Below are 21,478 nucleotides of genomic sequence, written 5' to 3'. Positions count from 1 at the left end.
GTTATTTTATAATTTATACAGTCACAAAGTGCTTGCACCAAGCTTCTTATTTCCTGCTAACAAGGTTTTGCAGACTTCTTCAATTAAAAAACGACCATCCGCAGACAGTCGCTTCACATCAATGCTTCCAAAAACCAGCGGGTGACCTCGTCCAACGTTCCTTGATAATCAGTCATCAGCTGCTTCAAGTCCACCGTTTCGGTAAATGGCCGCGGCAGCAGAACCTCCAGCTGCAGCTCATCTTCCCCCAAATGAGACTCCATTACCACTTCATCGTCAGTGACTTCTTCTAAACGGTTGGTGAGTTCTTCGAAAAACTTGTCGGTGATTACATCCGCGACTTCCTGAAAAACCGCCGTCAGCTGTTCGTTAACCTTAGTAAAAGGAAACTGCAGCAGCTGCTCCAAGGTAGGAGAAGCTAAAACATTTTCGTAATTGATGTAGGCAAAGTCAATAAAATCTTCGGTTTCGCCGATACTTTCCAGCAATTCATAGCCCTTCTGGATTAATTGAAGACAGGCATCCTCCAATTCCTGGAACAACTCTTCCCGTTGATTTAAGCGATAGCCTTTATTAACCACCACCACATGGGTTTCACCCAGCAACGTCAGACTGGCCCTTTGAAAGGTCAGTACTGGGGTCTCCTGAACATATAATTGAATGACGGTCATTCTTTCCCCTCCAAATCAAACCAAGACAAATCATCTGGCGTTTCCCCATCATAGTAGCGGAAGAAGTCTTTGGCACTTAACAAGGTTTCTTCTTCTGCCTCGTCTTCCACCTTATCTTTTTGCTGCTCCTCACGATAGGCTTGGTATTGCTCCAGCAGCTGGCGATAAAGCTCCTTCTTCGAGTTTCCTTCCCCGGTGATAAAGGGCAGTTCTCTTAAATAGCCGGAATAAATCGGCGCCGTTTCCGCCCACTCAATCGGTAATTCTACAACGTGCAAGTTCAACTCTTGAAAATTTTCTTCGTACATTTATTTTCCCTCCTTGCAATGGATGCGGTAAGTCCGCGGAGTCATGCCCACTGCCTGCTTGAATTTTTTATAGAAAAAGGCTTTGTCTTTGTAGCCTAAGTGCTCCACAATTTCCTGCACTGACAAGTTCGTTTGGGCTAGATTCTTTTTAGCTAACTGGATGCGTTTATGCAGCACAATCTCAGTAAAGGTCTGTCCGGTTTTTTCCTTTAACAGCGCCGACAAATAATTGGGATGGAAATGGAAATAATCCGCCGTTTCCTCCAGCTTTACGGTGCGAATCATGGTATCAATATAGGCCAGCACCTCTTCAATCAGCTGATCGTTGGCCACATAGCGGTCCTTTTTCACCAGCGCTTGATCGGCCCCTTGACTGATCTCAACCACTAACAACACAAACGCAGCCTTGGTTACTTTATTGTTGAAATAGTACATCTTCACCACCTGCTTTAACAGCAGCAGCGAATAGACGTGGACATCGGTCATTTGGGCAAAATGAAAAATCATATAGCGGCTGATTTGGCGAAACTCCTCACTGATAGCCTCCACAAAAAAGCGATACAGCTGCTGCTCTTCGGCAAATTGCGTCAGCAGCGAATCAGTAAAGTAACTGTCTTTGAAATAAAAGCTGACTACCGCGGTCTGCGGCCTTTCTTCATACACTATTTTCGTACGACCATTGGTTAAAAACAAATGTCCTGCTTGAAAGTCGGCTGTTTCTCCGTCGATTTCTACCCGCGCTTCCCCTTCCAAAATGTACAAAATTCGCGTATAGCCTTGAGGAACTTCCACCTTTCCTTGGGCTTCCTGGGAAACAAAGGCCGCAATTTCTCGCTGGGGATTCGCCGCAAAAGCTGCCACCTCTTTAGCCATCGCCCCGTTGTCATGCAGGTAGCAGTCCAAGGTCATCAAAAACTGGTAGAAGGCTTCGTAATGGGTTTCGTTGAAATATGCGATTTTCGCCACCACCTTATCATCCAACACTTTTTTCTTTATCTACACTATTTTTCACAAGATAAAAACACTCTATAATAACCTTATCAGTATAACAGAAAGATTGGAATCAAACACTTTTTGGAGGGATAATTTATGAAAATTGGATTTATTGGTGCCGGAAATATGGCCTCAGCGATTGCACAAGGTCTGGTGGATAATCAGTTTAGCGAAGCGAAGGATTTATATCTTTATGATATTGCGACAGAAAAGGTGCAGGCTTTTGCTGCTAAATTAGGTGCACATGCTGTTGCTGACCCACAAGAATTAATTCAAACCGTGGATACCGTGATTTTAGCGGTGAAACCAAATGTAATTAAAGGAGTATTGCAGGAAGCCAAGGAAGAAATTCTCACCAACCAACCCTTGGTAGTGTCGATTGCAGCGGGAACTAGTACTGAAGCCATTTACGAGGTTTTTGAAACCGATCAGCCGATTCGGATTGTGCGGGTTATGCCAAATGTGAATGCGATGGTAGGTCAAGGTGCAGCGGCGGTTTGCGGAAATCCTCATGCCACAAAAGAAGACGTGGACAATGTGATCGCTTTGTTTAATGCCATTGGCAAGGCTTGGCAGTTGGATGAGCATTACTTCTCCATCTTCACAGCAATCGCCGGCAGCTCACCAGCTTATGCCTTCTTGTTCATTGATTCTATCGCTCGAGCAGCAGTGAAAAACGGCATGCCAAAAGACATCGCCTTGGAAATGGCGACGCAAGCCATCTTGGGCAGCGCCGAAATGCTGGCCGCCAGCGGTGAAAATCCTTGGACCTTGATCGATCGGGTCAGCTCACCAGGTGGCACCACGGTCGCTGGGATTGTGGAACTAGAAAACAATGCCTTTATTTCCACCGTCATTAAAGGCATCGATGCGACGATTCGAAGAGATTGGGAATTGAATCAAAAATAGCCGATAAAAGGGACTGCGCCGTACTTTGAAATACGGTGCAGTCCCTATTTCCCTATTTCCCTATTTCCCTATTTCTCTTTTTCTCTTTTTCTCTTTTTCTCTTTTTCTCTTTTTCTCAATTATTCTAAAAGTCCCATCTCAACACAAATAGACAAAAAGCATGAACACTCGTCCATGCTTTTCGCAAAATTACATATGAATTGGTAAACCTAGTCCTACCTCGGTAGCATCCATTACCATTTCTGATAAGGTTGGATGACCGTGAATCGTCAAGGCAATATCTTCTAAGGTTAAGAAGGATTCGATGGCCAAAGTAACTTCGGCGATCAAGTCGCTGGCATTGACCCCAACAATTTGGGCACCTAGAACGAGTTCAGTATCTTTTTCAAATACCAATCGTACGAAGCCTTCTGTCGCATTCAGTGACAGTGCCCGTCCGTTAGCTTGCATTGGGAAGTTGACACTTTTCGCCTTGATGCCTTGTTCTTTGGCTTCAGCTAAGGTGTAACCCACCGTTGCAATTTCAGGATCGGTAAAGCAAATTGACGGAATCGCCCGATAATCTTTGGCAACATTTTTGCCGGCAATCACTTCTGCGGCAATTTTAGCTTCATAGCTAGCTTTATGGGCCAAAGCTAAGCCTGGCACAATATCGCCAATGGCAAAAATATTTTTCTGGGTGGTGCGGTATTGTTCATCGACTTTCACTAGGTTGCGTTCGTTTAATTGAACCCCAGCTTTGTCTAGACCTAAGTCATCGGTGTTTGGTTTCCGGCCAACGGTGACCATTACGTAATCCACTTCAACTTTTTCGGTTTTGCCTTTGGCTTCAAATTCAACGACAACCTTGTCGCCTTTTTCCACAGCACTTTTAGCTTTAGCACCGGTAAAGACGTTGATGCCGTTCTTTTTGAAGTTTTTCGTTACCATTTGTTGGATATCGGCTTCAAAGTTCGGCAAAATGCTTGGTGTGCCTTCAATGATGGTCACTTCTGATCCAAGGTTGGCATACGCGCCGCCTAGTTCAGAACCAACAATCCCGCCGCCGATAATCGCAAATTTTTTCGGAATTTCTTTTAAATTCAAGCCGCCGGTAGAATCTAACACCCGACCGCCGAATTTAAAGCCGGGGATTTCAATCGGACGACTGCCGGTAGCGATAATCGCGTGTTTGAAATCTAGTTTTTCTTTGCCTTTTTTCGTTTCAATCTCAAGGGTGTTTTTGCCGACAAAACGTGCTCGACCGTCAATCGTCGTTACACCGTTTTTCTTCAATAGCATCGCTACCCCTGAAGTTAAGGTTTTAACCACTTTTTCGTTTTTCCATTTTTGCGTTTTCTCGAAATCTAACTCGACTTCTTTGGTTTTTAAGCCTAGAAAATCAGAGTGCTGCGCTTCTTGGTAGCGATGGCCCGCTGTGATTAAGGCTTTGGAAGGAATACAGCCGACATTTAAACACACGCCGCCGACATGCTCAGCTTCGACAACTGTTACTTTTTGACCTAACTGAGCCGCGCGAATCGCTGCTACATAGCCGCCAGGTCCGGCCCCGATCACTACTGTATCTGTCTTTTTCGTCATAGCCATCTCCCCTTATAACAACAAGCTCATTGGATTTTCCAACATATCAACAATAGTACTTAAGAAGGCTGCCGCTGGTGCGCCGTCTGCCACGCGGTGGTCGAAGGATAGGGAAAGTGTTAATGTCGAAACATTCTTCACTTCGCCGGTTTCCGTTAAGACTAATTTGTCATACATGCCGCCGACACCTAAAATTGCTACTTCCGGTGCATTGATGATTGGATTGAAGCTTTGGACTTTACTGCGGCCTAATGAGCTGACGGTAAAGGTACCACCGCTCATTTCCTGCGGCATTAATTGTCCATCGCGAGCTTTTTGCGTGACTTCTTTTACTGATTTGGTCAAATCGCTTAGACCCATTGCGCTGGCATTTTGCACCACTGGAACGACTAAACCAGCTGGCACCGCCACAGCTACGCCCATGTTCACGTCTTTGAAACGTTTGATACCTTCATCTAACGCATGCGCATTGAATTCTGGGTAAGATTTCAACGCCACCATTGCGGCTTTGATGATGATTTCCAAGAATGAGATCCGGTTGCCGGTTTGTTCTTCCACCATTGGCAGCAGTTGGCCCCGTAATTCTTTTAATTTCGTCATGTCGACTTCAGCATTCATAGTGACATGCGGAATCGTGGTTTTGCTGTTAAGCATGCGATCAGCGATCACTTTACGCATACCGCTCCATGGGATTAATTCCCCTTCGTCGGTTGCTGCTGCAGCTGCTGGTGCGGCTGGTTTTTCTTCGTAATTGGCTACATCTAAGGCTTGGATCCGGCCTTTTGGTCCAGAGCCGTTGACCTTTTGCAAGTCGATGCCTTTTTCACGGGCAATCCGGCGGGCAGCAGGTGTAGCTCGGATATTTTTCGCCACCACGTTGCTGGTTGCTTCGGCTGCAGCTGGTGCTGCGTCAGCTTTTGGCGCTTCTTCGGCTTTTTCAGGAGCCGCTTCTGCTTCGGCGCCAGGCATTTCGTCTGGAACTTTTTCTCCGGCTTCACCAATGTAGGCAATTACTGAGTTAACCGGCGCACTTTCATCGTCGCCAATATATTTTTTCAATAGAATTCCTTCGTCGTATGCTTCGACTTCAATCGCAATTTTGTCGGTCATAACTTCGAAAATCGCTTCGCCTACTTCAACAGAATCCCCTTCTTCTTTAAACCAAGTGGTGATGGTTCCCACATCCATCGTGGAGCTTAATTTGGGCATTAGTACTTCATTTGCCATAATTTTTCTCCCTCCCTACATCAATCCGCGGCAAGCATCAACAATGTCTTCTACTTGCGGTACGGCTCTGCGTTCTAGTTCAGGATGATAAGGCATCGGAATCTCTTTACCAGCTAAACGAATGATCGGTGCATCCAAGAAATCAAAAGATTCGCTTTCGGCAATTACGCTGGCTAGCTCCGCACTAAATCCACTGCGCTTCACGGCTTCGGTAACAACCACTGCTTTTCCGGTTTTCATCACTGATTCAACAATCGTGTCTTTATCCAACGGTACCAAGGTCCGCGGATCAACCACTTCAACGTCAATGCCTTCTTCAGCTAAGATGTCCGCTGCTTCCAAAGCTTTATGAACCATGATTCCCGTTGCTACGATGGAAATATCTTTACCTTCACGTTTCACATCAGCTACACCAATTGGAATCGTGTATTTGCCTTCTGGTACATCCGAAGTTGTCCGGTAGCATAATTTATGCTCGTAGAACATCACGGGATTGTCATCTTCAATCGCTGCATGCAGCAAGCCTTTTGCATCATAAGCAGTGGCTGGTTGAATAACTTTCAGTCCCGGAATATGAGCAGTCCAGTTTTCCAAGCTTTGAGAATGCTGAGCCGCAGCTCCCGTTCCTGATCCGCCTGGTGTACGCATTACCAAAGGAATCTTCGCTTTTCCGCCGTACATGTAACGGATTTTAGCTGCTTGGTTGACAATTTGGTCCAAAGCGATCGCGATGAAGTCTGAAAACTGAATTTCAAAAATCGGACGCATTCCTGTCATCGCTGCACCAACTGATGCCCCAGCAATCACTGACTCGGCAATCGGTGTTGAACGAACCCGTTCTTCCCCAAATTCTTCATACATTCCCCGGCTGACCCCAAAGGCCCCGCCATATATCCCAATATCTTCTCCCATCAAGAAGACATCTTCGTTTTCCCGCATCGCTTCTGACATTGCTTCTCTTACTGCTTCTGAATAAGTGATTTCTCTCATCAACTTGCTCCTCCTATTTCGGTGTTTAGGTAATCATTTTTTCTCTGAAAAAATGTGTCTGATTCTCAATACGCATACCATTCCACTAAGTAGTTCGTAATTTATGCGGATCGGAGATTTTGAATTTCTCTCGAACGTTCATACACTGCGAAAAGTGGAACTGGCATCCTTGTTAATGCTTCTGAAAAATGAGTCTTATTTTAACGCCGTATACCATTCTACTAAGTGACTCGTAGCCTAGTTTCAGTTCTTAATCTTTGATTGATCTCGAAAATTAATGACTGCGAAAAGTAGAGCTGGCACCCTATTTCGGTGTTTAGGTAATCATTTTTTCTCTGAAAAAATGAGTTTTATTCTCAACACGTGTACCATTCCACTATGTGATTCGTAGCCTTGTTTCAGTTCTTAATCGTTGATTGATCTCGAATATTAATGACTGCGAAAAGTGGAACTGGCATCCTTTTTAATACTACGGTATTCATTTTTCTCACAAAATCTAACGCTATATTGTTGGCAGCTAACTCCATACAAAGGGGATAAATTTTACAAATTTATCTTTATCGTCGTACGCATAACATCCAACTAAACGGTTCTAGCAAAGATTGTTCTAACTATTTAACTTCTCTTCGATCAAATCAGACTGCGAAAAGTTGGACTGTCATGTCAGTCCGAATATACATCCTCAAACATGCTTTCGATTTCTGGCATTGGGCTTTCTTCAGCGAATTTCACTGCGTCTTCAATTGCTTGTTTTGATTCAACGCGAATGGCTTCGGCTTCTTCTTCCGTGAACAATCCAGCAGCAACAAATTTTTCTTTCGCCAGCTTGATCGGATCACGGTTTTTACGCCAGTCTTCTTCTTCTTCCTTGGTACGATATTTCTTGGCATCGGATTTTGAATGGCCTTTCCAACGGTAAGTCATCGCTTCGATTAAGGTTGGTCCTTCACCGCGGCGGGCTTTTTCCACTGCATCGTAAGTCGTGTTGATGACTTCGATCAAGTCGTTCCCGTCGATGGTAACGCCTTCAATGCCGTATGCCTTCGCCCGGTCAGAAAGCTTGTCGACTCTCATCATGGTTTTGAATGGACCGCTCATGCCGTATTGGTTGTTTTCAATGAAGTAAACAACTGGCAAATCCCAGATAGCTGCTAAGTTGACTGCTTCGTGGAAACTACCTTCATTAGTAGAACCATCACCTGCATAAGCTAAAGCGACATTGTCCAAGCCCTTCATTTTCGCTGTTAAAGCTGCTCCAGTTGCAATTGGGAACCCGCCGCCGACAATTCCGTTGGCGCCTAAGTTTCCTGTATCTAAATCGGCGATATGCATTGAACCGCCTTTACCATTGTTTGTCCCAGTTGTACGACCGAAAAGTTCTGCCATCATTTCATTAATGTTGCACCCTTTAGCAATGGTTTGACCATGGCCTCGGTGAGTGGCGGTAATCCAGTCGGTTTTTCTTAACACGGCCCCGCTTCCAGCTGATGAGGATTCCTGACCTACTGCTAAGTGAGTCGTTCCATGGATTAATCCTTTGGCAAACAGCTGATCCACCTTTTCATCGAAGTAACGAATTTCCCACATCGTTCTAAATACTTTTTTTAGATCTTCGTCGGTCAATCCTGCACGATTTGGTACGGACATTTTAGTTGTCTCTGACATAATTTACGCTCCTTTTCATGATTCATATCTATCACCAATCCTGCTGCTTCCAGCAAAATCAAAGTGGTCTTAATCTAGTAATGCTTTGGCTGTTTCTTCGTCGGTAATCAACACGTTGATCAACCCGGCTTTTAACGCGGCGCGAATGCCGCCAACCTTTTCCTTGCCGCCGGAAACACCGATGCGGGTCGGAATATTCTTCAAATCTGCTAAGTCAATGGCTAACACCCGTTCGTTCCAGGTACAATCGGCCAGGTTGCCCTCTTGATCAATAAAGTTGTAGCAAATATCGCCGGCAATTTTCCGGTCAGACAGTTCAACTTTCATTTGATCTGAGTCAGCTAACAAATAGGTTTTCGTCATGGTGGAGTAGGCCGGTACTCCTCCGACTCCCACTAGCGCAACATCCACTTGCTTGCCTTCGTCGAACACTTGCTTAATAAAGGACTGTTCCATAAATACCTGCTTGGCTGCCGCTGAATCCACCGTGATGGGCGCGTGCAATTCCACCGCTACACTGTCACTTTTCTTAGCGAACAATTCGCAGACCACGTTGGCCTGTAATGCCATATGTTCCTGACCAAGCCCGCCCACTAAAGGAATAAACTTCACATTCTCCAGTTGATTTTTCGGGGAAAAATTCATCGCCGCTTCGTGGACCACCGTTCCGGCTGAAAGCCCCACACGTTGATTGGGCTGTAAAATTCTGGCCAAATACTTGGCTGCGGCAGTTCCGATCCGTTTGCTTAACATCTCGACTCCAGTCGGCGCGATGCAGATCACTTCCTGCAAACCATACTGTTCAACAATTTTCTCTTCCAACAATCGATAGGGATGAGCCAAATCGTCATGGATGATGATTTCCACCAACCCTAATTTACGGGCCTTCGACAAATACTTAGATACTAACGAACGACTAATGTTAAATTTCTTGGCAACCTCTGACTGCTTGGCTCCCTCTTCGTAATACATTGAGGCGATCTCGATCAACAACCTGCGATCATCCGAATAACTCATTTCTCACCCTCCAACAGGCTGCCCACACTTTGTGAATAGCCGCCAACTTACCTCGATCTATCATATGTTCTATCATGTGACATATGTTACACTCTTATAGTAGGTCGATTTGAAGCCGATGTCAACGCATTCTGAAGCCTGAAGCCCATATTTATAATATGTTCTATTTTGCCAATCCCATCTGGCAAATGTTACGTTTGTGAAAAGCAGTGAAGCCACTGACTCCAACCAGCTGCGCTGTTTTGTTAACAGGCTGCCTTCGGATCAATGGCTTCATTGGTTCATTAAGGGTTTATTGAAGCGCTTCGATCACTTTATCGCAGCAGGCCTCCATACCAAATTTTGTAATAAACGGGGTTCCGTCGATTTTCGGAACATCCGAGGTGAATTTCGGCTGACCAATCACCACGACGGCTGAATCAGAGGACTCTGGTTCCTGTTTTTGTATGATTAATTTTCAGTTATACTGTAAGCAAGGAGAGTGAATCCAATGAATAGGACATCAGTAAAGTCTAGCACTGCCAAAAGGAACCTCGATCAATTATTAGAAGCAGTCAACCAAACTCACACTGTAATTGAAATCATTGATGAGCAAGGCGAAAATGATGCTGTCTTAGTTGGCTTGTCTGAGTGGCGAAGGATTCAAGAAACACTCCTGCTTGAACAAACAGGCACGTTGGCTCAGGTGAGGTCTCGTGAAAAAGACGACAGCGGATTTACCGATATTGATAGTATTGATTGGGATGCTCTATAAATTCAAACACAAAAAACCAGCTGACAAAAAGTTGCAATCAACTTCTGCCAGCTGGTTCTTATTTCTTCTATTAGTATTATGCTTTTGTATCAGCCATTTCCTCTGCCGAATGTCCTTGAACCTTCAGCAAAATCAGCTTGGTAATCTCCATCAAGATCACCGCTGCAAGTGCCAACACTAAGCTGGTTCCCACATGTGACAAGGTAAAGCTTGCGGGAATAGCAAAGATTTCCCGCACACCCGGAATCAAAGTAACACTGTACAAGCCACCACAAACGAGAATTGCCAGCCAAACCATCTTGTTAGCAAAGAATCCTGCTTGCCAAGAAGTCTGGGTATTGGAACGAGCTGGCAAAGTTTGCAAGGTCCGGCTCATGATTAAGGTAGAGAATGCCATCGCAATTCCTAATTCAGCTGATTCCTGCATCCCTAACCATTGGGCAAAAATTACTGCCGCCGCAATCAAAATCCCTCGATAAGTCACCGAACTCAAGGTCTTGCCAGTGAAAATCCCTTCATCAGGATCTCGCGGCGCCCGCTGCATAATCGTCGGCTCCGGTTTCTCCATTCCTAAAGCAATCGCCGGCAGCGAATCATTCACTAAGTTGATGAACAACAGCTGTAAGGCAGTAAATGGATTGTTCCAGCCCATCACCAAAGCAACGATAATCGCAATGATTGCCCCTAAGTTACCAGCAAACAGATAAGCGATCGCCTTTTTGATGTTGTCGTACACATTCCGGCCAACCTTCACTGCACTAATAATAGAAGCAAAGTTGTCGTCGGTCAGCACCATCGCCGCTGCATCTTTGGCAACGTCTGTCCCGGTTCCCATGGCAATCCCAATATCCGCCTGCTTCAAAGCCGGCGCATCGTTGACACCATCCCCTGTCATAGCGGAAATTTTTCCCTTGTTTTGCCAAGCTCGGATAATGCGGATCTTGTTTTCCGGTGAAACCCGCGCATAAACGGTTACTTGTTCCAAACGTTCCATCAATTCTTCTTCACTTAATTGATCCAGTTCCGTTCCCGTTAAAGCCAAATCGCCATCGGCGGAAATCCCAATCTCTTTAGCAATCGCCACCGCCGTTGTCTTGTGGTCACCAGTGATCATCACCGTCTTCATGCCTGCATCGCGAGCATCACTTACCGCTTGGAAAACTTCCTCCCGCGGCGGATCAATCATCGCCATTAGGCCGACAAAGACTAACTCTTCTTCATCTTCAAATTCTAAATCCCGATCAGCCAACGGTTTATAAGCAAAAGCCAAAACTCGCAAGGCCCGTTCAGAGAAAGCTTCATTCTGCTGCTGAATCCGCTGCTTGTGCTCTTCCGTCATGGGAACCACTTCGCCGTCTACCAATACCTGACTACTGCGGTTAATAACAATATCTGGTCCACCTTTAGTCAAAAGCAGCTTCTCGCCATCAATCTCATGCTGGGTGGACATCAATTTACGATCCGAATCAAAGGGCAATTCGTTGATCCGCGGGTATTTTTTCCGCACATCATTGTAAGGCTGTTCCTGCTTATTACTAAAATCAATTAAAGCCACTTCGGTAGGGTCACCAAGTTTCGCGCCATCTTCCGCAATCGCTGCATCATTAGCTAACACGCTAATTTCCACTAAACGACGCTCATCCTTTGTCCAATTTTCCGGTGTCTTCGAGAATTCACCAGTCTGACCATTAGGTAAAAAGTAATCCACTACCGTCATGCGATTTTGCGTTAACGTCCCGGTCTTATCGGTACAAATGACGCTAGTTGAGCCTAAAGTTTCTACAGCCGGCAACTTGCGAATAATCGCATGTTCCTTGGCCATCTTTTTCGTTCCCAGTGACAAGACAATCGTCACAATCGACTGCAACGCTTCCGGAATGGCCGCCACTGCTACTGCAATCGCGAACATAAAGGCATTTACCAAGTCAGCCGTCATATCGCCAGAGCCGCCGCCCATGAAAATCCGGGCTACCTGCACACCTAAAATAACTAACGACAATCCTAAAATTGCTAGACTTAGCTTCTTACTGAAACGATCCAAGCCCCGCTGCAACGGCGTCTTTTGTTCCACCGTTGTTTCCAGCAAGCCAGCCACTTCACCGATCGCCGTATTATTCCCAGTAGCGGTTACCACAAATTTCCCGCGGCCGTAAGTCACGATCGTTCCACTGCAAACCATATTCAAACGATCCCCGATCGGAACTGTTGCTTCAATCATTTGCACTTCTTTTTCCGCTGGCGTCGATTCCCCCGTCAGCATTCCTTCATCTACCTTCAATGAACCCTCTTCCAGCAAACGGCCATCGGCAGGCACATAGTCGCCGGCTTCCAATAGAACCACATCACCAACCACTAAGTCCATCGCCAAAATCGACAGTTCCTTGCCTTCGCGAATTACGTTGGCGTCTGGTGCTGATAAACTTTTCAAAGCCGCCAAGGATCCTTCCGCCTTTTTCGTCTGAACGACACTAACTACTGAGTTCAGCAGCAGTACCGCAAAGATTACGATGGACTCTACATAAGCCCCCATCACCAGCTGAACCGTCGCAACAATTAACAGGACAATCACCATGGCATCTTTGAACGTTTCAAAAAACAGCTGAAGACTAGATTTCCGCGGCGCTTCCTTCAGTTGATTCGGACCCTGATCAGTTAAACGCGTCTGCGCCTCCTGCTTGGTCAGCCCTTCTTCTGATGTACGAGTCTCAACTAGAACTTCGGACAATTTTTTTTGATACATTTCTTGTGTCAATCGCGATTCTCCCTTGATTTTTTTCAGCAATTTATTCTACAAAAAAGGAGACCTAAGACAAGCGAACTTGTCTTAGGTCTCACCGTTTCAAATAATACCAGAAAGTCTTGCGACTAACTTACTGTTGGCATTATTGCAACAACTGTTGCCGGTTACTCCCCCAAGGAATAATCTTACTGTCTAATAAGCATAACGGATGCCCGACAATTTCACCATTTTTATGCCTAAGGGTAAAGAAAGGTATAAGCAGCCCTTGCTAACTTACTCCGGATTTATGACACTCATCAGATCCAGCCCGGTATTAATCCTTGAATATATCGAGCACACCACAAACAATCGCTTGCCGACAAACTCGGTATATTTGTATCGTCGTGAAGATGCCGGGATATGATGATGCCCGTGAATCACACCAATAATATTGTAGTCTTCAAACAGCTGCTCAATTTCCGGCTCCGAGCAAGTGTATTCCTTATTATATGCATCACTATCTGGCAAAAGCATGCTCAGCTCGTTAAACAGCGGCGCGTGAGAAACAATCACGGTTGGTATCTCCTGATCTTCAGCCAGCAGTTCTTTCAGCATGCGCAGGATGAATTGCTGCTGCGCCTTTTTCCGCTGCACCAGCACGACCGGAATCGTCAGCCCAATATAGCGAATCCCATCATGAACGAGACTGCGATTGTTCAGCACATTCATTTTAGGGAAGCGGCTAGCTAGTTCATCCTCCACCACTTCGTAAAACTCATGATCACCCACTGGCAGCAAGTACCAAAACTCATCGGTATTGGTCCGAAGCTCCTTGAACCATTCGTAGTTGAAAAACGGCCGCCATTTATCCCACTCTTTGTCTGCCTGATCCGAATTGTCCGGCAACACATCCAGTAATTCATGACCACCAATCACATAAAGTCCGCGAATCTCTTCATTAACTACCCGTGAATTAGAAACATCCCCCGCCAAAATATTGAAGTTCGTGTTGGTGATGGGTAGCTCACCATCCAGCGCATGAATATCAGACACCACATTGACTAGATTAGCATTTCCCGTCGAATGAACATTTTCAAAATATTGCCCTAACTCATCTGGATGCACACTATGGGCAACATAATTTTTCCGAACCTCTGACAATTCTTTGCCATATTCCGAACGTAATAACGGCTTGCTTCTTAACGGCATCAGCTGATCCCCCGCCACCAGCGATCCCGCAATCCGCTGATTCACTTCTTGTGGCAGCAAATCCAACGCCGGTTTAATATCCGATTCAAAGGTCAGGCCATTATCAATGAGCAATGGCGCCGACTGCTCCGCTTCCAGTAGCTGAATATTCCGGCCGTCAGTCATGACTGGGAAAAATTGCGTCAACTGAATCACAAAATTCAGATACTCCGCTAAATATTCTGAAATCCCGGTTTTTACATTTTCGCTAAATAAAAATTTCCCTGCCAAGTTCGCCGAAAGCGGCCCCGTTTCATCATGCTGCAGCAATCGTCCTAAAATTTGGATCTCCAACAAGGGATTTTGAAAAATCGCATTGTAGGCCTGCTTTACTTCCAGCGAATCTTTATCCACTTTTTTGTTTGCAACTTGAAGAATACTCAGTCCCAAATACTTTTCCAGAGTAGCCTTATGGGATTCAATATACTTCCGAGCCTCTTCCGGGTGCAGCAAATACTGAATCGCCGCCCGCTGAATATAATTTCTCGCCGTATCATATGGAATCGCCGAATACACAATATCTCCCCTAGAAGAAATATCCATCGAGTTCCCCCGCGTATTATAGGTCAGCTGAAAATACTCATTTTTATACAACGTCTTGTTCACTGGCCGCCGCTTATTTTCCGGATAAAACTCTACCCTTGCCGCCAACTGCGGCGGCAAGCCACTTCCCGTTCCCGATGGCAAAACTGGGCTTTGCTTTTTAGCAATCAACGCATTTTTGTCTTGATCCATTTTCGTTTGCCACCTTTCTTGTTCTGTCTTTAGGGAGATTATACCGTAAAAACCAGAATAAGAAGAGATAGTTTGGTTAAAGTTAGGTTTGACTGCTGATTAATTGAGAAGTGTAAATGAAGCCAGAATAATGTTTTCTTTTAGGATTTTTGATATTTTCACTAAACAAGTTGTTATTGAAATCCAGCTTAAAAAGTTCCTTTAACTCAATAGCTGAATCATTATGCTCATATCCGTTTTTCTCAATAAATTCTTGTTTATTCAACGTTGTAAAAAATTCTGCCTTTTGATAACCTTCAAATATTTTCTCTTGAGCTCGCTTTTCAGGCGAAACATACAATCCTTCGTTGAAAGATACTAACGTTACATCGTTATGGAAAAGCTGTTTCCAAGTTTGTTTCAATTTAATCAAAAATTCCACGAATAACTCTGCTTGAAAGACTTCACTGCAGTTCTTAATTTCATCATAAGCAACAGCAGTCTCTATTGTGAGCCAACGATTAATTGTCTGTCCAGTTATGTCAATAATTTCATTATGAAACTCCGTATTAAAGAATTGTTCAAACAACCCTTTTGCAAAGGCGTAATTCTCAACAGTACTTTCGGCAATGGCATCTGCGGTATAAATATAATCCTTATCGAAATCACCAGTATGACCAATTACTTTAAACACTGCAACATTCTCATAACAAAAATCATCATCCCCAGCAACTGATAAATCTTTTTCCACATAATAATCTGCTTCAAATTGAAATAGAGGATCACCAATTTCTCGTGCATCATAAGGCAAATGAATGGACAGGTCAACATAACTATCGCTTGTTTCATATATTTTGGATTGATCCATACAATTAACTCCTTCACTTTTTCTATTAATCTAACGAGTCGAATTTTATAGAAATTTCAGCAAACAACAAATCATCGGCTTTCTAAAATTTCCGAGGCAATTCTAAAATGTATCTCAATCTATAAACCAAGAATAGCAAACGTACGTTCCCTTTGCAACCCTCAACATTTAATAATTAGCCTTCTAGTTTTTTAAGAAAAAGGACTCTACAAAAGAAATTGGAAGTATTTTTACAGAAAAAAGACACTTTCCAAATCAGAAAGTGTCTTTGATAAAGGTTGCAGCGTGTCAAAAATTCAAAAGTAATTGTCGAAAGCATACAGTTGAAATTTTGATAGTCTGTCTCTATTCACTTTAATTAAACTGTTCAGCACCTGAGAAGTAAAGGACATCGTAACAGATCACATCCTCACTCCCAAGTATCTTTCTCTTTGATTCTTCGACCGAAAAGATCACCAAAGAAATAATCATTATTTATCGCATTCAGCTGTTCTTCATAAACATAGGATTCGTCTACTTCCGAAGATGTAAATTTGTAAGCTCCGGCGATGGGTTCCCCACTTACCATTGCAGGCTTGCCATCCATCCAATGAAAATTATCTCGGACTATAAGGTTTGGATCAGAAAATACAAAAGCACCTTTACCCTCTCCATATAAATGGATAGTTAATGTTACGTCAGATACATTATTAGAAAAAGTTTGTTGCGGCTCAGTAAGCGATACCTCTTCGTCAAAAATAGTTTTAATCGTCCTTTTCAAATTATTGAAACGACTTTCAGCTTCAATATCACCTTGAATATTGATTCTTCCATCTGGACCAGTTAAATCAATCGTCACTGTCCGTGATAATTCGCCATTTTTTAAATGATATTCAGCTGATTTGTAGTATGAATCTACTGGTTGTTTTTCTAAAACAAAATCAGCGTTTTGTACCTCGATTTGCTGTACCTCATTTTTGCAACTAGAAAAGATAAGCACACATGAAAGTACCAGCAAAACAAGCAATGTATTTTTTATTTTCATAGAAGTATTATACCAAGTTATTTACTCAATTTGATTAAATTGGTGGGATAACTTACATCCTTATTTATCTTTATGGTAACTATGAAACCAAAGAAGAACTTGGAATACGAATACCGCAAAAAAGCGTACCAAAAAAGACACCTTCCAAATGGAAAGTGTCTCGGTAATCGTATAAAAGATTAACGTTTTGAGAACTGTGAAGCTTTGCGGGCTTTTTTCAAACCTGGTTGGATTGGTCAGAATCTGAATAAACTTCAAAACATTTTAATATAAACATTACTAACGAATTTTAGAATCAAAAATATTGTTGACTTTCAAAATGTTTGAAAGCAATGGTGTCAACTTTTATTAAAAAAACTGCGAGCCGAACCCATACTTTGAATTTTGTTAGTTTAAGAATACTGCACAATTCACAAAACAACTTTTATACTTATTTATGGAAGTATTCTTGTTTTTCTTAAAATGTTGGCATATCATGTTTTTCAATCGTTAATTGTTCTTGAGACCCTATTGATGGTTCAGTGATTCTTAGTGTTCCTTAACGGTACTTATATCAAGGAATTTTATCCTTTCAAACTACCAGAAAAAGCACTGTATTTTTTACAAAGCATGGTCAAAAAATCTACTCGCCAGCATATTTTTCACTTTAACTTTCCCTATATTCCAATAAATACTTCCACAAGTTTCTGCATTTTTTGAAATACAGATTGTTTCTTAGCTTCTCGTGCTCCACGCCTTCTTGAAGTTGGCGGCAATAAACTATCTAGTTCAGCACCAGCAACATCTACATAACCTTTACTAATAGATTTCTCAATAAAGTGTTTTGAATCTCCCTTAAGCTGTTCTGATTCAGTCAATTCTTTAATTTGAGTATCTTTTTGTACCTTAGCATATTTATAAAATGACTCAAGAATTTCATCAGTTGATTTTAGCTTAGACAAATCAATGTTATTGATAAATGCAATAACTAATTTTTCTTTAGCTCGAGTACCTATGCTTGATCGAATAACTCTGCGAATCTCATCTTTAAGAATATCTATATCCTTATGTTCTCTAGATTTTTCAAGAATTAGTGTAAGAATATAGTCTAGATTAATTTCATCAGTTTTTAAAAGATCGATTTGAAATTCAATATCTGAGAGGTCAATTTTAGGAGCATTATTTCCATAACTCTCTCCATTATTGCTTTTCAATGCTTCTTCTCGAATATCAACATAAACACTTTTCATATCTTGCATTTGTCTATCTGAAATAATAGGAGGGAAATTTGCAAACTCATCAAAATTTTTCAAAATGTTATCCGACTTAAGAAGTTCTCCAAACAGCTCTGCAAACTCTTTCTTCTCTGATTCTAATATAATTTCTGTTGGTTCAGGAAATTTCTTAACAATCTGCTCACACAAATCAACATAGCCTTTAACACTTACTTTTGAAGTTTCATCATAGAAACCGTTCATGTACTCTTCATAACTTTTTTCAAGAATAACATTAATACTATTCTTGTCCCCAAAAGTTTTAATTGCATCCTTAGTAGCCTTTTCTAAATCACGGAAACAAACAATATTACCAAATGTTTTTACTTTATTCAAAATACGATTTGTTCGAGAAAAAGCTTGAATTAATCCATGATAACGCAAGTTTTTATCAACGAACAACGTGTTTAATGTTGGTGCATCAAAACCTGTCAAAAACATTCCCACAACGATTAACAAATCAACTTCTTTATTTTTCACACGCATAGATAAATCTTTATAATAATTTTGAAACTCTTTGCTATTCGTAGAGAAATTGGATTTAAAAGTTTCATTATAATCTGATATAACTTTATCCAAAAATTCTTTTGCACTTGAATCCATTGCTGTTGGCTCAAATCCTTCTTCAGGAATATCCCCAATTGCATTTTGTTCTTCATTTGCAGAAAAACTGTAGATAGTGGCAACTTTTAATCTCTTAGCTTCAGGCAACTTAGCCATCTGTATTTGAAACTCTTCATAGTAAAGCTTAGCGGCCTCGACACTTTGAACAGCGAACATGGCATTAAACCCGTTTAATCTTCGTTGCTTAATACTATAATGCTCATTACGGTGTGTTTTTGTGTCAAATGCATCCAAAATATATTTAGTAACCGCAGAAATACGTTCAGGATGTAGGAGTAATTTTTTTTCTATTTTTTTGAGTTCTTTCTCGTCTTGTACTGTTTCGGCGATCCTAAATTTTGCATTAATATTATTATAATCGACTTTGAATTTTAAGACTTTACCATCACGTATTGCATCTGTGATGACATAGCTATGCAATTGTGCTCCGAATATGCTAGCTGTTGTCTCACTTCCTAAAGCATTTTCAGGAAAAATAGGAGTACCTGTAAATCCAAATTGATAATAATGTTGAAATGCGCCTGTAATCCTTTTTTGTGCTTCACCAAATTGTGATCGGTGACACTCGTCATAAATTAAAACACAATGTTTTCCATAAATCTCATGATCTTGATTTTTCTTGACAAACTCATTTAACTTTTGAATAGTTGTGACTACAATTTTATTGTCCTGCTTCTCGATACTTCGCTTTAACTCTTTTGTATCCTTACTACCATTAACACTATCAGCTTGAAATTTTTGATATTCTTTCATTGTTTGATAGTCCAAATCTTTTCTATCGACAACAAAAAAGACTTTTGAAATATCTTTTAATTCTGTTGCCAGTCTTGCAGTTTTAAAACTTGTTAAGGTTTTACCAGAACCTGTAGTATGCCAAATATATCCTCCAGCATCGATACTTCCAGACTTCCTATTTTCATGACTTGATTTAATTTTCCATAAAATTCTTTCTGTAGCAGCAATTTGATAAGGTCTCATAATCAAAAGCGTATTATTAGCATCAAACACACAGTATTTAGTGATTACTTCAAGCAATACTCTTTTTTCAAAAAATGTTTTTGTAAAATCCTCTAAGTCACGAATTACATTATTTTTAGCATCTGCCCATTCGCAAGTAAACTCATAATGATTTTTATTTTGTGCAGTGGTATTTGCAAAATAACGGGTGTATGTTCCATTTGAAATCACAAAAATTTGTACATATTTATATAAAGAATTATCTGAATTAAAACTTTCTTTACTATATCTATGGATTTGATTGAAAGCCTCATGCAAATTGACACCACGTTTTTTTAGTTCTACATGTACCAGAGGTAGTCCATTCACCAAAACCGTTACATCATAACGATTATTATGTGTTCCAGTCTGACTAATTTGATTGGTGACTTGAATAAAATTATTTGAGATATCCTTTTTATCAATGATCTTGATGTTTTTCAAATATCCATCGTCAAATATAAAGTCATAGACATAATCTTCTTGAATTTTACGTGTCTTTTCTATCATTCCATCATTTGGGACATCAAGATACTCGATTAAAAATCGTTTCCACTCTTCTTCAGTAAAAACGACATCATTTAGCCGCTCAATTTGTTTCTTTAAGTTTGCGTATAACTCATTAGTTGTTGCTATTTTTATTGGTTCATATCCCTGTTCCCTTAGGTTATTGATTAGCTCATATTCAAGTTCACTTTCACTTTGATAACTATCATTAATTCGATCTGGTGATTTATATTTTGCAAGTATTATTCCATCGGTCATTTCAGCTATTGTTGAAATGGTATAATTAGCATCAGTTTCAGTCATGTTCAACCTCCCGCCACTTATATTCAATAATAAATTTTTCAAAAATGCGTTTCAAAAAGCGTTTCTCATGTTCTTGTAGTTCTTTAGCTTCTAGTGCATCATGATCACTATGACTGTATAAGTTAATTCGTTTAATATAAGATTTTCTATCTTCTTCTTGTATTAAATCTTGCCATTTATCGTAACCAAGAAAATGGGCAGTTTTTTCTAAAAGGTTTCTCATCAAATTGAAATGATATCTCTTAATACCATTCGTTAAAATCGCACGCTGTATTTCGTCTTTAACTAACAAATGATACCCGAATGGAGAATCTCGATTTGTTAACTTATTTAGAATGTATTTATTATCTTTATTAGTAAGAACATATTGATTAGCATTGTCAAATTCAGTATGTAATACGTTGTAAAACAATGCATGATGAGAGGAAATAACGAACCTTAAATCTTCATTCCTACTTGTACTAATAAGGCTTTTAAGATCCAACGCAATATCAATAGCATGATTATCATCTAACGATGAAATTGGATCATCTATAAAAATATATTTATAGTCATTAAATTCATCTGTACTACGCTCAACTGAATCATCAACATTTAATTCTAAGATGATAGTTTCAATCAACACATAAAAAACAGACCAAATGAATATACATTCTTCCCCCTTGGAAATCTTTATATTCTCTCTAGCTTTGTCATCACCTGTTGCTAAATTAAAATTGACTTCTCCAGTTTTCGTATTAATCCTTGATTCGATTTTAGAATCGCCTTCCGGCGATATAAGCTCATTAAACTTCTTTGCAATTTCCGCTTCCTTCCCTAACTTTTCTATCAAAGTTATAAAAGTTGAACTTGTATTAATCTTTAATTTTCTATCAACATTATTATCTAAATCATTGTCCCAATAAAATAAATCCTCTGTAAATGAATTATAGTAAATTACGTGTTTGATTATTTCCCCTTCATCATTCACTTCATTTACTAGTTCTTTAAATTCCATAGATAAGCGAGTCTTTCCAGTTGCGTTAAAAGCATATAGCAAAGTAACTTTTTTACCAGAATTTTTTATTTCTTCTGCAATAGACATCAATGAATTAAATTCTTCCAAAA

The 21,478-nt window shown here is 41.2% G+C and carries 16 protein-coding genes; 2 read left to right on the top strand and 14 right to left on the bottom strand.

The window, feature by feature from the left end; translation table 11 throughout:
- Positions 1–113: 113 nt before the first annotated feature.
- The 3 genes from JZO70_RS00730 to JZO70_RS00720 are packed head-to-tail and all read right to left on the bottom strand — an operon-like array spanning position 114 to position 1,888.
- Positions 114–671, bottom strand: coding sequence for a hypothetical protein (locus JZO70_RS00730; RefSeq protein WP_207671609.1), 558 nt, complete (start codon positions 669–671; stop codon positions 114–116).
- On the bottom strand, positions 668–979 hold the full coding sequence (locus tag JZO70_RS00725) for a hypothetical protein (RefSeq protein ID WP_207671608.1): 312 nt from the start codon (positions 977–979) through the stop codon (positions 668–670). The genes JZO70_RS00730 and JZO70_RS00725 overlap by 4 nt, the downstream gene beginning before the upstream one ends.
- Complete coding sequence (locus JZO70_RS00720; protein ID WP_207671714.1) at positions 980–1,888, bottom strand: helix-turn-helix transcriptional regulator; 909 nt, start codon at positions 1,886–1,888, stop codon at positions 980–982. It abuts the gene before it with no gap.
- Between the two features lie 180 nt (positions 1,889–2,068).
- Here JZO70_RS00720 and proC point away from each other — a divergent pair, with 180 nt between their 5' ends.
- Entirely contained in the window at positions 2,069–2,881 is an 813-nt protein-coding gene (proC, locus tag JZO70_RS00715) for a pyrroline-5-carboxylate reductase (RefSeq protein WP_207671607.1), read from the top strand.
- A gap of 189 nt (positions 2,882–3,070) precedes the next feature.
- Here the strand turns inward: proC and lpdA are convergent, their stop codons facing one another.
- The 5 genes from lpdA to JZO70_RS00690 all read right to left on the bottom strand — a co-directional run bounded on the left by lpdA (position 3,071) and on the right by JZO70_RS00690 (position 9,361).
- Entirely contained in the window at positions 3,071–4,462 is a 1,392-nt protein-coding gene (lpdA, locus tag JZO70_RS00710; RefSeq protein ID WP_207671606.1) for a dihydrolipoyl dehydrogenase, read from the bottom strand.
- Between the two features lie 12 nt (positions 4,463–4,474).
- Positions 4,475–5,689 carry a dihydrolipoamide acetyltransferase family protein gene (locus JZO70_RS00705; protein ID WP_207671605.1) on the bottom strand — a complete coding sequence of 405 codons (1,215 nt, stop codon included), beginning with the start codon at positions 5,687–5,689 and terminating at the stop codon, positions 4,475–4,477.
- 15 nt (positions 5,690–5,704) lie between these two features.
- Entirely contained in the window at positions 5,705–6,679 is a 975-nt protein-coding gene (locus JZO70_RS00700) for an alpha-ketoacid dehydrogenase subunit beta (RefSeq protein ID WP_207671604.1), read from the bottom strand.
- Positions 6,680–7,342: 663 nt separating this feature from the next.
- Positions 7,343–8,344: a thiamine pyrophosphate-dependent dehydrogenase E1 component subunit alpha gene (locus tag JZO70_RS00695; protein ID WP_207671603.1), complete on the bottom strand. Its 1,002-nt coding sequence runs from the start codon at positions 8,342–8,344 to the stop codon at positions 7,343–7,345.
- A 69-nt stretch (positions 8,345–8,413) separates the two neighbouring features.
- On the bottom strand, positions 8,414–9,361 hold the full coding sequence (locus tag JZO70_RS00690; protein WP_207671602.1) for a sugar-binding transcriptional regulator: 948 nt from the start codon (positions 9,359–9,361) through the stop codon (positions 8,414–8,416).
- Between the two features lie 490 nt (positions 9,362–9,851).
- On the opposite strand from JZO70_RS00690, the gene JZO70_RS00685 reads away from it, so the two are divergent.
- A complete protein-coding gene (locus JZO70_RS00685) occupies positions 9,852–10,115 on the top strand; it encodes a type II toxin-antitoxin system Phd/YefM family antitoxin (RefSeq protein WP_207671601.1) in 264 nt (87 codons plus the stop codon).
- Positions 10,116–10,191: 76 nt separating this feature from the next.
- On the opposite strand, the gene JZO70_RS00680 is transcribed toward JZO70_RS00685, so the two are convergent.
- The 6 genes from JZO70_RS00680 to JZO70_RS00655 form a co-directional block, all read right to left on the bottom strand.
- Positions 10,192–12,855, bottom strand: coding sequence for a cation-translocating P-type ATPase (locus JZO70_RS00680; RefSeq protein WP_207671713.1), 2,664 nt, complete (start codon positions 12,853–12,855; stop codon positions 10,192–10,194).
- 273 nt (positions 12,856–13,128) lie between these two features.
- Positions 13,129–14,817, bottom strand: a complete 1,689-nt coding sequence (locus JZO70_RS00675) for a metallophosphoesterase family protein (protein ID WP_207671600.1) — start codon at positions 14,815–14,817, stop codon at positions 13,129–13,131.
- 82 nt (positions 14,818–14,899) lie between these two features.
- Positions 14,900–15,664 carry a hypothetical protein gene (locus JZO70_RS00670; RefSeq protein ID WP_207671599.1) on the bottom strand — a complete coding sequence of 255 codons (765 nt, stop codon included), beginning with the start codon at positions 15,662–15,664 and terminating at the stop codon, positions 14,900–14,902.
- A gap of 409 nt (positions 15,665–16,073) precedes the next feature.
- Complete coding sequence (locus tag JZO70_RS00665; protein ID WP_207671598.1) at positions 16,074–16,688, bottom strand: hypothetical protein; 615 nt, start codon at positions 16,686–16,688, stop codon at positions 16,074–16,076.
- 656 nt (positions 16,689–17,344) lie between these two features.
- Positions 17,345–20,371 (bottom strand): type I restriction endonuclease subunit R, encoded by a 3,027-nt coding sequence (locus tag JZO70_RS00660; RefSeq protein ID WP_242703702.1) that lies wholly within the window; start codon positions 20,369–20,371, stop codon positions 17,345–17,347.
- A complete protein-coding gene (locus tag JZO70_RS00655; RefSeq protein WP_242703701.1) occupies positions 20,364–21,476 on the bottom strand; it encodes an AAA family ATPase in 1,113 nt (370 codons plus the stop codon). Before JZO70_RS00655 ends, JZO70_RS00660 begins: the two co-directional genes overlap by 8 nt.
- Between the last annotated feature and the right edge of the window lie 2 nt (positions 21,477–21,478).

It is taken from the genome of Candidatus Enterococcus moelleringii, from assembly GCF_017377575.1.
GTDB classification, from domain to species: Bacteria; Bacillota; Bacilli; order Lactobacillales; family Enterococcaceae; genus Enterococcus_A; species Enterococcus_A moelleringii.
Note: the sequence above shows the minus strand (reverse complement) of the source record. Positions and strands in the feature narration are given on the sequence as shown.